Source organism: Nitrosomonas sp. Nm84, from assembly GCF_003201565.1.
Lineage (GTDB): Bacteria > Pseudomonadota > Gammaproteobacteria > Burkholderiales > Nitrosomonadaceae > Nitrosomonas.
On the sequence record NZ_QJJP01000015.1, the window covers coordinates 29,957 to 44,773 of the forward strand.

A 14,817-nucleotide genomic window follows, 5' to 3' on the forward strand; every position below is an offset into this window, starting at 1 on the left:
CTGTTTTGTTCGTTCAAAAAAATCCTTGTACCGTAGCACAGCCTTCAGTTATTTTCTTTGTATCGGTCGATTCTTCATACATTTTTTTGGAGTTTTCTGCGCTTGCTTCTGTCAATGCTTGCCTTACAAACTCTATACCCTCGCCTGTTTTTGCACTTAAACGAATGCGTGATATTCTATCATATTCATCACGCCCGCAACCTTTACCGTCTAAAGACAAGTCAGTTAAATCAATCTTGTTCAGGATTAAAATCTGAGGAATAGAATCAGCACCAATCTCCTTTAATATTTTGTTAACCTCTTCAACTTGTTCATCCCGATTGGGGCTGCTGGCATCTATCACATGAAGCAGTATATCAGCTTGAACAGTCTCTTCAAGCGTCGCACGAAATGCCGCAACCAAGGTGTGCGGCAATTCACGAATAAACCCTACTGTATCCGAAATTACAACTGAGCTGCTCGGTGTAAGAAACAATTTTCGTGTTGTTGTATCCAATGTGGCAAACAGCTGATCTGCAGTATACGATTGTGCACGTGTCAATTTATTAAATAATGTCGATTTCCCCGCATTGGTATAACCAACTATGGACACCGACAATACATTGGTGCGCTGCCTTGATCGTCTTTGTACATTACGTTGACGCTGTAAGGTTGCAAGCTTCTCTTTAAGTAACTTAACTCGCTTTCTAATTAACCTTCGATCTGTTTCTAATTGGGTTTCACCGGGACCACGCAAGCCTATACCACCTTTTTGTCTTTCTAAATGAGTCCATCCCCGCACTAATCGAGTTGCCAGATGCTCAAGTTGTGCCAATTCAACCTGCAGCTTTCCCTCATAGCTCTTAGCTCGCTGAGCGAAAATATCCAGAATTAGGCTAGTGCGATCAATAACATTGCAATTCAAACGTACAGACAAATTACGTTGCTGAGCCGGTGATAAATCATGGTTAAAAATAACCAATGGCACTTTATTCTGCATGATTACTTGCGCCAATTCTTCGACTTTGCCGCTTCCAATGTAGGTCGTAGGGTCAGGTCGGGCACGCTTTCCTTCAATAACTGCTACTACTTGGAGCTTACTGCTGAGGGCCAGCTGCTGTAATTCTTGCACGCGATCGACATGATCACCATTGCCAAAATCAAGGCTAACTAAGACAGCTTTATCCGCTACGGGCAATTTATGCATACCTGAATCATTATTCAGGCACTAAGTGTCATGTGCTTCCACTGTTTCAATCGGCATGGTAACCGCTCTTGCAGGCACCACTGTAGAAATTGCATGTTTATATACCATTTGCGTCACTGAGTTTTTTAACAGCACCACATATTGATCAAACGAATCAATTTGTCCTTGCAATTTGATACCATTCACCAAATAGATTGATACCGGAATATGTTCTTTACGCAATATATTCAGAAATGGATCTTGCAGTAACTGTCCCTTGTTACCCATGGGTAACTCCCTATTCTAATTATTGGTTATCGGAATAGTGACTCTACTTGATTTTTTAATGTAAATCTACATTAGATTGCACCAACACTGCAACACCTTGATTTGGCATTAACTCCCAACCATTATGAGAACTGTCAAAATTTATGTTTACTCTATTCTTACGATATTTCAAGCACCCAAACTGGATTTCCAGTCTGGATACTTAAATTGCATTCATCGCTTCAATGACAAGATTTAAAAAACCGTCTTTTAATTCAGACAATTAAAATGGTTCAGGTCTTGGCGTACTATTATTGGAAGGCGGCAGAATCGGCATCTTAAAGTCAGGCTGTTCACCGGTTAGTGTTTTTAAGAAGGCAACAATACTGTCAATTTCCTTCTTATCAAAATCACGATCCAATTGCACTTTTCCCATTGTTTTTACAGCATCTTCCAATGTCGCTGCTGCGCCATCATGAAAATAGGGGTAGGTTAATTCAATATTACGCAGCGTTGGTACTTTAAAAACGTTTAAATCAGTATCTTTTCCGGTAACCGCTTTTCTGCCTTCCGCTTTACTCGCTGTTTTATAAGGATGGTATACGCCAAACTTCTGATACAGTGCACCACCTACCGCTGGTCCATTATGGCAGCCTGAGCAACCGCTACTCTTAAATAATTCATATCCTTCCAATTCCTGCGGATTTAATGCTTTCTTATCGCCTTCCAGCCACTTATCAAAACGCGATCCCGGCGTAACCAAAGTTTCCTCAAAAGCTGCAATTGCAGTCGTCACGCGATCAATATCCACCTGATCAGAGCCAAATGCTTTTTGAAAATGCCCGCGATACTGAGGAATTGATTGCAAAACCTCGACAGCCGCTTTATGCGTTGATGCCATCTCCCCTGGGTTTGCAATAGGCCCCCCTGCCTGCTCTTTTAAATCTTTAGCACGTCCATCCCAAAATTGCGCCAAATTCATACTGGCATTCAATATTGTGGGAGCATTAATGGGTCCTTGTTGCCATGCGTGACCAATAGAAGTCGGAATATTATCTGTGCCTCCCATGCTCAAATTGTGGCAGGAATTACAGGAAATAAAACCGGATTTCGATAGACGCGGATCGAAAAATAACATCTTACCTAATTCAACCATATCCGCATTTTTCACTACTGGCGCTTTAATGGGCTGGATAGGCTCATTGGCTAAAACATTAATCGAGGCGACAAGAGCGCCAATCGATAACAGTGACGCAACCAGTGTACGTATCTTCATCGGTATTCTCCCTAAAAACGGCTGTAATGGCGCAGCCGGTTACGCCTGATGAAACATTCACAAGTGGGAATCTTAAAACACAAAACAAGGCGACAATATCCTGCTTCTCAAAAAATAACAGAATAATTCATATGTACTCGTCGATACTTTATAGCAGAATAATTTCTCACAACGAATAGATTATTCATTGACTTCCAATTGACTGGCCAAGCCAATTTTAGTGGCTTCTTTAGGCACATTATTTTTGTCGTAACCAGAACTTTGACACACATCTGTTTTTAGTAAACGCGACAGCTCTGTTAATGCCTGCTTATAAACCTTACGTTTAAATTCAACCACTGAATCCAACTCAACCCAATATTGATTCCAACGCCACGCATCAAATTCCGGATGCGTGCTTCCACGCAGCGAAACATCACTGTCACGCCCGATTAAGCGCAACAGGTACCAAATCTGCTTCTGTCCCTTATAATTTCCCCGCCACTCACGCCTTATCCAACGCTCAGGTACCTCATAACGCAACCAATCACGTGTTCGCCCAACAATCTCCACATGATTTGGACGCAACCCTATCTCCTCGGTTAATTCCCGATACATAGCCTGCTCAGGGCTTTCCCCTGATTTGATACCACCTTGGGGAAATTGCCAAGAATTCTGCCTGATACGTTTGCCCCAAAAAACTTCATTCTTTGAATTCAGCAGGATAATACCGACATTGGGGCGGTATCCATTACGGTCAATCATGTAAATTACCCATTTGACCCATCAAATGTATAGATTTTTTCATACTTTATTGCAGATTGAAAGTGTCCACAAAACAAAACTCCATACTTTCGTTATAGCTTCATTTGCCAGCGCCAAGTTATCTGCATACTTATGTATAGACTAATCCGCACTTCCTTTACTATTTCAAGGTAAAATTGCGTTAATTTATCATCATAATGGAATCATTCATGCGCGTCTCGCAATTTTTTATTTCAACCCTCAAAGAAGCACCTGCTGAAGCGGAACTCATTAGTCATAAATTGATGCTACGTGCCGGGCTTATCAAACGTCTCGGCAGCGGATTATATACCTGGATGCCACTAGGCTTGAGAATACTCCGAAAAATAGAAAATATTGTTCGTGAAGAAATGAACAAAAGTGGCGCCATAGAGGTTCTAATGCCCGCCATACAACCTGCAGAGTTGTGGCAAGAAACGGGTAGATGGGATATATTCGGACCACAAATGCTAAAAATCAAGGATCGTCATGAGCACGACTTCTGCTTCGGTCCTACCCATGAAGAAATCATCACCGACATAGCACGCAAAGAAATCAAAAGTTACCGCCAGCTACCACTTAATTTTTATCAAATTCAAACTAAATTTCGCGATGAAATTCGACCACGTTTTGGAGTTATGCGTGCACGAGAGTTCTTGATGAAAGATGCGTATTCGTTCCATACTGATGCAGATAGCTTGGCGCAAACTTATCAACTTATGTATGAAACATATAGTCGTATTTTTACCCGTCTTGGATTGAAATTTCGTGCTGTAGCGGCCGATACCGGCGCCATCGGTGGCAGTGGCTCGCATGAATTTCATGTGCTAGCAGAATCCGGCGAGGATGCCATTGCATTTTGCCCGGATTCAGATTATGCCGCCAATATTGAATTAGCCAGTGCACTGATATCGCAACAGGAGCATGATAAACCCACAGGTGTCATGCAAAAAATCTCGACACCCAATAAAAAAACTTGCGCTGAAGTGGCAGCGTTCTTAGGAATGCCCTTACAACAAACCGTCAAAACGCTCGCAATAAAAGTACATGACAAAATATTCTTATTGCTGCTGCGCGGCGACCACCAGCTCAACGAATTGAAAGTCAGGAAAATACCCTTTTTATCTGAATTTCAAATGGCAAGTGAAGCGGATATCCTACAAGAAACTGGAACAATACCTGGATATATCGGCCCCGTTGGTTTAGAAACTTGTGTAATTGCTGATTATGCTGTCATCAGCATGAGTAATTTCATTTGTGGCGCAAACGCAGAAGGCTTTCATCTGACCCATGTCAATTTTGAGCGCGATCTTAAAATACCCGATCATGTTTTCGATATCCGCAATGTTGTTGCAGGCGATGCTTCGCCCGATGGTAAGGGAACACTGGAAATTTGTCGCGGCATTGAGGTCGGCCATATTTTTCAGTTGCGTACAAAATATTCTGAAATCATGAAAGCGGGTTATCTCGATGAATCAGGTCAAATGCGATATATGGAAATGGGGTGCTATGGTATTGGCATTTCACGCATTATTGCTGCCGCCATCGAGCAGAATCATGATGAACATGGCATTATTTTTCCAGCCACAATGGCTCCTTTTCAGCTTGTCATTGTTCCGATCGGCCTGCAAAAAAGCAATCAGGTAAAAGACACGGTGGAAAAACTCTATCAACAATTCTCAAATGCTCGGGTCGAAGTACTTCTGGATGATCGAGACGAACGTCCTGGTGTCATGTTTGCTGATATGGAGCTCGTGGGAATTCCACATCGAATTGTTATTGGCGAACGAGGATTGAAACAATCTGTTGTTGAATACCAAGGGCGAAAAGATGAAGCTTCGCAAGCAATACCTATCGATGAAATTTTTTCATTTATAACAACCAAGTTATGCATAAATTAACGATTACGATTGTTGCTTTGCTTTGCTGCACTAGTGTACATGCCAATAATCCGCATTATGAGCAGCTTGCTGCCTACGCCCAAACCGGCATATTTCACGAAACCAGCGATCAAGCAGTGTCGTATTCGGAGTATGCTGCCATGGCCGATAACATCACATGGCTTGTTATCATGAGTCGCCGATTGGAAAAATTTATACCTGATACGCTTGAGCGGGAAGAATTTCTGCGCACGGTTTACTATGAAGCAACGCGGGCAGGATTGGATCCCCAACTCATATTAAGTGTCATTCAAGTCGAGAGTGGCTTCAAGAAATATGCCGTTTCCTATGCCGGTGCGCGCGGCTATATGCAAATCATGCCGTTCTGGATCGATCTCATCGGTCATCAGGATCACAATCTCTTTCATTTACGCATCAACTTGCGCTATGGATGCACTATTCTGCGCCATTACCTTGATCAGGAAAAAGGTGACTATTTCCGCGCGCTGGGCCGATATAACGGTAGCCTTGGTGAAGCGACTTATCCACAACTGGTATTCGATAAATGGTTGAGTACTTGGCGATAAACGCTTCATCACCTCATGATTAGCAAACTGGATCAGAATTCCGCCCAGAGCTGCACAGAATTGATGCCATCGTGTTGACTGTTCTTCACTTTTTAGAAGATTTCGATTCAATAAACGTTTCTATACTCTCGCGCGAAATAATGCCCAACTGGCGTGCAGCCGGATTACCATCCGGATCGTAAAAATACGTACTGGGTAAAAGCGAGATATCATCCAATTGAGAAGCAATCTCCCGATTCCCCAGAACGGTAGGATAAGTAATTGACATCGACCGCACAAAATCCATCACCACTTGCGGATCGCCAGAATCCATCGCCACACCAATTACCATAATATCTTTTCGGCTCTCATACAATGCGATCAAATCCGGAATCTCTTTTAAGCAGGGCGGGCACCAGGTTGCCCAGAAGTTAACCAGTACCCATCGCCCTTTGTAGTCTTCAAGCTTATGAATTTTCCCTGTTGCATCCTGAAACTCAAAGGCCTGTACCGGAGCGCTCAATAGCAGCGCCATCAGGCAAAATGACCATGCCAATTTATGTTTCAGTATTTGGTAGCGTAATTGACAAGCCATACTATACTTGCGGGTGAGCTCGCTCCAACTTGCTACAAAGTTTATTTAATGCACTCAGGTACGCTTTTGCAGAAGCCACAACAATGTCCGTATCTGCCCCATGTCCGTTCGCAATACGATCAGATTTACGTAACCGAACAGTGACCTCCCCTTGTGCATCCGTTCCGCTGGTAATGTTGTTGACGGAAAATAACTGTAACTCGGCGCCACTTATCAGCAGTGCCTCAATCGCCCGGAAAGTTGCATCAACCGGACCGCTTCCTTGAGACTCGGCATGTATTTCATTACCATTATCTGAAATCACGATCCGTGCGTAAGGAATCTCACCTGTTTCGCAATGAATCGTTAGCGATATTAGCCTGTAACACTCTTGCAATATCAACACTTCATCCGAAACCAATGCTTGCAGATCTTCATCAAATATTTCGTGCTTCTTATCTGCCAATTCCTTAAAACGTAAGAAAGTATTATTGAGCATTTCTTCGGATTCCAATTCAATACCCAATTCCATAAGACGATTGCGAAACGCATTACGCCCTGAATGTTTTCCTAGCAATAACTTATTCGCCCCCCAACCTACATCTTCGGCACGCATAATTTCGTAGGTTTCACGATGTTTCAACACGCCATCCTGATGAATCCCTGATTCATGCGCAAAAGCATTGGCACCGACAATCGCTTTATTAGGCTGCACCGGAAAACCGGTAATACCGGAGACCAGTTTACTTGCCGAAACAATATGTGTGGTATCAATTTTAGTATCACAAGGAAAGTAATCCTGGCGCGTACGCACAGCCATCACAACCTCTTCCAATGCTGCATTACCCGCTCTTTCGCCGAGGCCGTTAATGGTACATTCGACTTGCCGTGCACCATTCATCACGGCAGTTAATGAATTGGCTACCGCCAATCCTAAATCGTTATGACAATGCACTGAAAAAATTGCCTTATCAGAATTAGGAATACGTTCACGCAAATCACGAATCAACTTGCCGAATTGTTCCGGCATGGTGTAACCGACGGTATCTGGAATATTCAGTGTGGTCGCGCCTGCATCAATAACCGCTTCGAGTATTTGACACAGGAAATCTATTTCCGAACGACCGGCATCTTCCGGAGAGAACTCAACATTATCGGTATATTGGCGCGCCCATTTCACAGCCTTCACCGCTTGTACGATGACCTGATCCGGCGACATACGCAGTTTTTTCTTCATATGAATCGGTGACGTCGCAATAAACGTATGAATACGCGCTGACTGCGCACCTTTCAATGCCTCGCCTGCACGCTGAATATCAGCTTCAATCGCGCGCGCCAGACCACATACCACACTCCCCTTCACTGAATCAGCAACGGCCTTGACAGCTTCAAAATCCCCATTAGAAGCTGCTGGGAAGCCGGCTTCAATCACATCCACACCCATACGTTCCAATTGCCAAGCAATGCGAACCTTTTCTTCTTTAGTCATTGATGCGCCAGGACTTTGTTCGCCATCACGTAGGGTAGTATCAAAAATAATTAAATGCTCTTGCATTATGCTCTCCACTTGAGGAAGAAAACTCACAATAAGATAAAACTCGTTTATCGAATTTTATAGGGTAGAAAGAAATAGAGGGTAGAAATTTTTAGCGCGCAAGGCGCAATAACAGCGCCAGTAGAATCACTGGTGCTGGCAGCAGATGGAGTGAGTGGATATTGTTTCTTACTAACATAATGGCCGAATATAAATAGTTTTTTCTTTTTGTGCAATAGACAATGCTTATGAGCCAGGTGTTTCACTACTTTTTTTATTTCTGCTAAAACGCCATAATTTAATAAAGAAACCAGAAAATGCATAGACTGCAAACAAACAAAACAATACGAGCGGCGGATGACTGGGGATTAAAACAAAGAAGAACAGCACTAATAACAGGATAGTAAAAAACGGTACTCGTCGACGTAAATTGATCTCTTTACCGCTATAGTAAGGAATATTGCTCACCATGGTTAACGCAGCAAACAAAGTCACCACACAAACCAGCCATTTAATATCGCTGCCTTGTACCTGAAAATTAAGCGTTACCCAAACAAGTCCGGCTATCAATGCTGCTGCTGCAGGACTGGGCAGTCCCTGAAAGAAACGCTTATCGACGACTTCGATATTGGTATTGAATCGTGCAAGCCGCAACGCCGCACATGCACAGTAAATGAATGCAACTATCCAGCCCCATTGCTCCATATCTTTTAGGGCCCATTCATATACGATCAATGCCGGTGCAATCCCAAAAGAAACCATATCGGACATACTGTCGTATTCTGCTCCGAACTCACTTTGAGTACCTGTAAGTCGTGCGACACGACCGTCCAATCCATCCAGTACCATGGCAATAAAAATGGCTATCGCCGAATACTCAAAATTCCCGTTCATCGCTTGCACAATGGCATAGAATCCCGCAAATAGCGCAGCGGTAGTAAACAAATTAGGTAACAAATAGATGCCACGCCGTCGTAACCGGGACTTGAGCATAGTGCGCTCTGGTAGAGAATCAGGCATTATTGGTATATATGAAAAATGCTAACGAATGACAGTGTGCCATAAACCTTGTATCGGTTGCTTCGAAAACGTTTTTTTAACGACCTGTTAGGATTAGTTATTGAAATAAAAACTCTAGCGAGCAAATAGATCACTTCTCTAGCTAGTCTCTTTATGTTCTTCACGAAATTCCGCCAACACTGTCAATGTTGCGGACACCTTATCGCCAATATTGACATTGATTTTAGTGTTCAATGGCAAATAAACATCGACCCTCGACCCGAATCGTATAAAGCCGAAACGTTGACCACGTGCCAAATGATCGCCAGATGATGCATGACAAATAATACGTTTTGCAACTAAGCCAGCCACCTGCACACAGGTCACATCCGCACCATTATCTGCCTGAATCCATAGCGCATTACGCTCGTTTTCCAGAGAAGCTTTGGGTAAATCCGCATTCACGAATTTTCCAGGAAAATACCATTTGTCACGCACTGTTCCATCGACCGGACTACGATTAGAATGTACATTAAACACATTCATAAACACGCTGACCTTAATAGCTTCCCGCTCCAGATAAGGGTCCTGAATCTTTTCTACCGCGACAATTCTACCGTCAGCAGGCGCCAATATGGCATTGCGATCTGATGGCACCTCCCTGGGTGGATCACGGAAAAACTGCAGAACAAACAAGGCAATTACCCAAAGTGGTATTGCCCAGAGCCAGCCCACTAATAGCGTAGCGCCAGAAGCAGCAGTAAACGCTATTACGATATGTGGCCAGCCTTCACGAGCGATAATAGGATGAGGATAATGAGCCATAAGTAGTTACAAAGAAATCTAAAATGATAAATAAGCCAAAATTCAAATCACAGAAAAATCAGTTCTTTAGTTTTTCACTTGATCGACCAGTTTATTCTTTTTAATCCACGGCATCATATCACGCAACTTTGAACCAACTTGTTCAATCTGATGTTCGGATGCGATACGTCGACTTGCTTTGAGCACTGGTGCGCCCGATTGATTTTCCAGAATGAATTCACGAGCATATTCCCCCGTCTGAATCTGACGTAAAATTTTACGCATTTCTGCACGAGTTTCGTCAGTAATAATGCGTGGGCCGCGCGATACATCGCCATATTCGGCATTATTGGAAATCGAGTACCGCATATTGGCAATACCGCCCTCGTAAATCAAATCGACGATTAACTTGACTTCATGCAGACACTCAAAGTACGCCATCTCCGGTGCATAACCGGCTTCCACCAACGTTTCAAAGCCAGCTTGGATTAATGCGGTCAAACCACCGCACAACACCACTTGCTCACCAAACAAATCTGTTTCGGTTTCCTCGCGAAAGCTTGTTTCAATCACACCGCCCCGAGTACCGCCATTAGCAGCCGCATAAGAAAGCGCCAAATCACGGGCTCTACCTGATTTATCCTGATGCACGGCGATCAACGAAGGTACGCCGCCACCTTGCAAATACGTAGAGCGCACCAAATGACCCGGGCCTTTAGGGGCAATCATGATGACATCAAGATCTTCACGTGGCGTTACCTGTCCGTAATGTACGCTGAAACCATGGGCGAATGCCAACGTGGCATTTTTCTTCAATCCGGGCTCAATTTCCTTCTTATATACGGATCCAATCTGTTCATCAGGCAATAGTACCATGACGACATCTGCGTTCTTGACAGCTTCAGACACTTCTACGACCTTTAAGCCGGCTTTTTCTGCTTTACTCCAGGACGCTCCGCCTTTACGCAAACCAACCGTAACGCTCACTCCCGACTCGCTCAAATTATTAGCATGTGCGTGCCCTTGCGAACCATAGCCCAGAATCGCTACTTTTTTTCCTTTAATTAGAGACAGATCTGCATCTTTATCGTAATAAACTTTCATTATTTTCCTTTTCAACAAAATTAGCACAGAAACCAGCAAGCAATAGTGAAAACGCTTTATTTAGAAAAAACTAATCGCTTTGGATTACTGGCTTCGAGATTCTTAATTCATCAGCAGGTGGGGATTATACCTTTAAAATCCATTCTCCGCGCCCTATGCCGGATGCACCTGTGCGCACTGTCTCCAGAACTGCGCTGCACCCAACCGCTTCAAGAAACGCATCCAGTTTCGAGCTGGTGCCCGTTAACTCGATGGTATAGGATTTGTCTGTCACATCGATAATACAGCCACGAAAAATTTCAACCAAACGTTTAATTTCTTCCCGATCTGCGCCAACTGCGCGTACTTTTACCAGCATCAATTCGCGCTCGATATGGCTACCATCATTCAAATCGATGATTTTTACCACTTCAATCAGTTTGTTCAGTTGTTTTGTTACTTGCTCGACTACTTCATCAGATCCCACCGTCACCAATGTCATTCGCGACAAGGTTGGATCCTCAGTAGGTGCCACTGAAAGTGATTCAATGTTATAACCACGTGCTGAAAACAGGCCAGCTACGCGAGACAAGGCACCGGCTTCATTTTCCATTAATAAAGAAATAATATGTCGCATTTATTTACACCAGAATCATTTCAGAGAGCCCTTTACCACCTGGTACCATGGGAAAAACATTTTCAGTCTGATCGGTAATAAAATCCATAAATACCAATTGATCTTTCAGTTTAAATGCCTCCTTTAAAGCACCTTCTACATCTTCAGGCCGTTCAATTTTCATTCCGACATGTCCATAGCTTTCAGCCAGTTTCACAAAATCCGGTAGCGCATTCATATAGGATTCCGCATAGCGATTACCGTGAAAAAACTCCTGCCATTGCCTAACCATGCCCATGTAGCGATTATTTAAGTTAATAATCTTTAATGGCAACTTATATTGCTTGCAGGTCGATAATTCCTGAATACACATCTGGATACTTGCTTCACCCGTAACACAAGCCACTTTGCCTTTCGGATTGGCCAACTGCACCCCCATTGCCGCAGGCATTCCAAACCCCATCGTGCCCAATCCGCCCGAGTTAATCCAGCGCCGAGGCTTATCAAATTTATAAAACTGCGCGGCCCACATTTGATGCTGCCCGACATCCGAGGTAATAAACGCATCACCTTTGGTAATATTGAACAACTTCTCAATAACCATTTGCGGTTTAATAATTTCGCTATCACGATTAAACTTGAGACAATCCCTCTCGCGCCATAGCTCGATTTGTTTCCACCATTCTTTCAATGCTGCTTGATCCGGCTTTTCCTTTCCGGCCTTTAGCAGTTTAATCAGCTCTTTCAGCACATCCAGAACGTCACCGACTATCGGAACATCGACCTTAACGCGTTTTGAAATAGACGACGGATCAATATCAATATGGATAATTTTTCTATTTTCATTAGAAAAATGCTTGGGATTACCAATGACACGATCATCAAAACGTGCACCCACAGCCACCAGAACGTCACAATACTGCATCGCCATGTTAGCTTCGTAAGTGCCATGCATACCCAACATACCTAAAGATTGCTTATCAGTAGCAGGATATCCTCCTAATCCCATTAAAGTATTGGTACAAGGAAAATTCAACAGCTGCGTCAACTCAGTCAGCTGAGGTGCCGCATTGCTCAGAATTACCCCGCCACCTGCATAGATCATCGGACGCTTAGCAGTGAGTATCAATTCAGCGGCTTTCTTGATCTGCCTGGAATGTCCTTTAACCACAGGGTTATAGGAACGCATAGTTACCTTATCCGGATAAACAAATTTGGTTTTTTGCTGCGAAACGTCTTTGGGTATATCCACCAACACAGGACCTGGGCGACCTGTTGAGGCGATATAGAAAGCTTTTTTAATAGTTTCCGCCAGTTCGGTGACATCTTTTACGAGAAAGTTATGTTTGACGCAAGGGCGCGTTATGCCGACCGTATCAACTTCCTGAAAGGCATCCAGGCCAATCGCGCTTGTCGGTACCTGACCGCTAATCACGACCATCGGAATCGAATCCATGTAAGCGGTTGCGATCCCTGTTACTGCATTCGTCACACCCGGGCCTGAGGTAACCAAAGCCACACCCACTTTATCGCTAGAACGGGCATAACCGTCTGCTGCATGCACGGCCGCTTGCTCATGACGCACCAAAATATGCCGAACCTTATCCTGCTTGAATAATTCATCGTAAATAAACAATACCGCCCCACCGGGATAGCCGAAAATACACTGCACCCCTTCTTCCTGCAAACAGCGTATTGTAATTTCAGCGCCGGTTAATTCCACACTCATGCTTTCTGCATCCCAATATCAAATTCAACTAGTTATTAAATATTCATGCGGCAGTGCTACTTCTGCTTACCGCTAATTTCCCGTACCACCCACTGTCAACCCATCGATGCGCAATGTGGGTTGTCCCACACCCACAGGCACACTCTGTCCATCCTTGCCACATGTTCCGACACCTGGATCAAGTAACATATCGTTCCCGATCATAGAAACTCGTGTCAGCACATCAGGGCCATTACCAATTAAAGTAGCCCCTTTAACAGGATAAGTAATTTTTCCATCTTCAATCATATAGGCTTCGGCCGCTGAAAAAACAAATTTCCCGCTGGTGATATCCACTTGTCCGCCACCAAAATTTGCGGCATACAAGCCATGCTTGACCGAAGCGATGATTTCTGCCGGATCCTTATCGCCATTCAGCATATAGGTATTCGTCATGCGCGGCATCGGTATATGCGCAAAAGACTCACGCCGACCATTACCGGTCACAGGAGAATTCATTAATCGAGCATTTAGGCTGTCCTGCAAATAGCCCCTAAGTATGCCATCTTCTATCAACACAGTACATTGCGTCGGATTACCTTCGTCATCAATATGTAACGATCCACGCCTTTGCGGAATTGTTCCATCATCGACCACCGTGACACCGGGAGCTGCAACGCGCTCACCAATACGTCCTGAAAACGCTGAACTGCCTTTGCGGTTGAAATCCCCTTCCAGTCCATGACCTATTGCTTCATGCAACAATATCCCAGGCCAGCCACTCCCCAGAACAACCGTCATGGTACCTGCCGGCGCCGGGCGCGCATCCAAATTAATCACGGCTTGATGCACAGCTTTTTTTGCATAATCCTGCAAAATTTCATCGGTAAAATAAGCATAATTAAAGCGCCCGCCACCACCGGCAACACCTTGTTCACGCCGACCATTTTCTTCCACGATCACCTGCAAGGACAACCGAACCAGTGGCCTCACATCAGCTGCAAGCAACCCATCACTACGCGTTACCAGTACCACTTCATATTCACCGGCAAGCGATGCCACCACCTGAGTAACCCGCTGATCCAATTGTCGGGTATAGCGCTCGAGTTTTTCTAACAAAGCCACTTTATCCGCATCTTTAAGACTTGCGATGGGGTCTTCCGGCAAATACAACTGTGTGTGGCGATCCACCGCATTATCTTTCATGACTTGCACTGCAGGCATACCACCCCGATTGGCGATCGCCCGTGTTGCCTGAGCCGCCGATACCAGAGCTGGCATGCTAATGTCATCGGAATAAGCGAATCCGGTCTTTTCTCCACTAATCGCACGAACACCAACCCCTTGCTCGATATTGAAGCTACCAGATTTGACGATACCTTCTTCCAGCATCCAGCCTTCAGAGCGGCTGTACTGAAAATAAAGATCCGCATAATCGATTTTATGCGTGAGTATCTGATCCAACACGCGTTGTAATCCGGTTGCATCAATGTCATAGGGCGACAACAAGCAACGGTCGGCAATTGCATAAAAATCTTTATTTTCTGTCATCCATTCAATCGTCATAATTATCCGGTCTTATT

Annotated in this window: 14 protein-coding genes; 2 read left to right on the forward strand and 12 right to left on the reverse strand. The window is 44.2% G+C overall.

Annotation, left to right across the window (positions count from 1 at the left end):
* Positions 1–13 precede the first annotated feature (13 nt).
* The 4 genes from hflX to C8R34_RS09100 all read right to left on the reverse strand — a co-directional run bounded on the left by hflX (position 14) and on the right by C8R34_RS09100 (position 3,452).
* Positions 14–1,186, reverse strand: a complete 1,173-nt coding sequence (hflX, locus tag C8R34_RS09085; RefSeq protein ID WP_110340013.1) for a GTPase HflX — start codon at positions 1,184–1,186, stop codon at positions 14–16.
* Positions 1,187–1,207: 21 nt separating this feature from the next.
* Complete coding sequence (hfq, locus tag C8R34_RS09090) at positions 1,208–1,453, reverse strand: RNA chaperone Hfq (RefSeq protein WP_110340015.1); 246 nt, start codon at positions 1,451–1,453, stop codon at positions 1,208–1,210.
* Between the two features lie 262 nt (positions 1,454–1,715).
* On the reverse strand, positions 1,716–2,708 hold the full coding sequence (locus tag C8R34_RS09095) for a cytochrome-c peroxidase (RefSeq protein ID WP_110340017.1): 993 nt from the start codon (positions 2,706–2,708) through the stop codon (positions 1,716–1,718).
* A 180-nt stretch (positions 2,709–2,888) separates the two neighbouring features.
* Entirely contained in the window at positions 2,889–3,452 is a 564-nt protein-coding gene (locus tag C8R34_RS09100) for an RNA pyrophosphohydrolase (protein WP_110340019.1), read from the reverse strand.
* 209 nt (positions 3,453–3,661) lie between these two features.
* Here C8R34_RS09100 and C8R34_RS09105 point away from each other — a divergent pair, with 209 nt between their 5' ends.
* A complete protein-coding gene (locus C8R34_RS09105) occupies positions 3,662–5,371 on the forward strand; it encodes a proline--tRNA ligase (protein WP_110340021.1) in 1,710 nt (569 codons plus the stop codon).
* Positions 5,359–5,937, forward strand: coding sequence for a lytic transglycosylase domain-containing protein (locus C8R34_RS09110; protein WP_110340023.1), 579 nt, complete (start codon positions 5,359–5,361; stop codon positions 5,935–5,937). The genes C8R34_RS09105 and C8R34_RS09110 overlap by 13 nt, the downstream gene beginning before the upstream one ends.
* 85 nt (positions 5,938–6,022) lie before the next feature.
* Here C8R34_RS09110 and C8R34_RS09115 read toward each other — a convergent pair whose 3' ends face one another.
* The 8 genes from C8R34_RS09115 to tldD all read right to left on the reverse strand — a co-directional run bounded on the left by C8R34_RS09115 (position 6,023) and on the right by tldD (position 14,800).
* On the reverse strand, positions 6,023–6,511 hold the full coding sequence (locus C8R34_RS09115) for a TlpA disulfide reductase family protein (protein WP_165872550.1): 489 nt from the start codon (positions 6,509–6,511) through the stop codon (positions 6,023–6,025).
* A gap of 1 nt (position 6,512) precedes the next feature.
* Positions 6,513–8,045, reverse strand: coding sequence for a 2-isopropylmalate synthase (locus C8R34_RS09120; protein ID WP_110340025.1), 1,533 nt, complete (start codon positions 8,043–8,045; stop codon positions 6,513–6,515).
* A 225-nt stretch (positions 8,046–8,270) separates the two neighbouring features.
* Positions 8,271–9,044, reverse strand: a complete 774-nt coding sequence (gene pssA, locus C8R34_RS09125; protein WP_110340027.1) for a CDP-diacylglycerol--serine O-phosphatidyltransferase — start codon at positions 9,042–9,044, stop codon at positions 8,271–8,273.
* A 138-nt stretch (positions 9,045–9,182) separates the two neighbouring features.
* The gene (locus C8R34_RS09130; RefSeq protein ID WP_110340029.1) at positions 9,183–9,848 is read right to left on the reverse strand and encodes a phosphatidylserine decarboxylase; all 666 of its coding nucleotides are present in this window, start codon (positions 9,846–9,848) and stop codon (positions 9,183–9,185) included.
* A gap of 66 nt (positions 9,849–9,914) precedes the next feature.
* The gene (gene ilvC, locus C8R34_RS09135) at positions 9,915–10,931 is read right to left on the reverse strand and encodes a ketol-acid reductoisomerase (protein WP_110340031.1); all 1,017 of its coding nucleotides are present in this window, start codon (positions 10,929–10,931) and stop codon (positions 9,915–9,917) included.
* A gap of 124 nt (positions 10,932–11,055) precedes the next feature.
* The gene (gene ilvN, locus C8R34_RS09140) at positions 11,056–11,547 is read right to left on the reverse strand and encodes an acetolactate synthase small subunit (RefSeq protein WP_110340032.1); all 492 of its coding nucleotides are present in this window, start codon (positions 11,545–11,547) and stop codon (positions 11,056–11,058) included.
* A gap of 4 nt (positions 11,548–11,551) precedes the next feature.
* On the reverse strand, positions 11,552–13,255 hold the full coding sequence (locus C8R34_RS09145; protein ID WP_110340034.1) for an acetolactate synthase 3 catalytic subunit: 1,704 nt from the start codon (positions 13,253–13,255) through the stop codon (positions 11,552–11,554).
* Positions 13,256–13,327: 72 nt separating this feature from the next.
* On the reverse strand, positions 13,328–14,800 hold the full coding sequence (gene tldD / locus C8R34_RS09150) for a metalloprotease TldD (RefSeq protein WP_110340036.1): 1,473 nt from the start codon (positions 14,798–14,800) through the stop codon (positions 13,328–13,330).
* Positions 14,801–14,817: the final 17 nt, after the last annotated feature.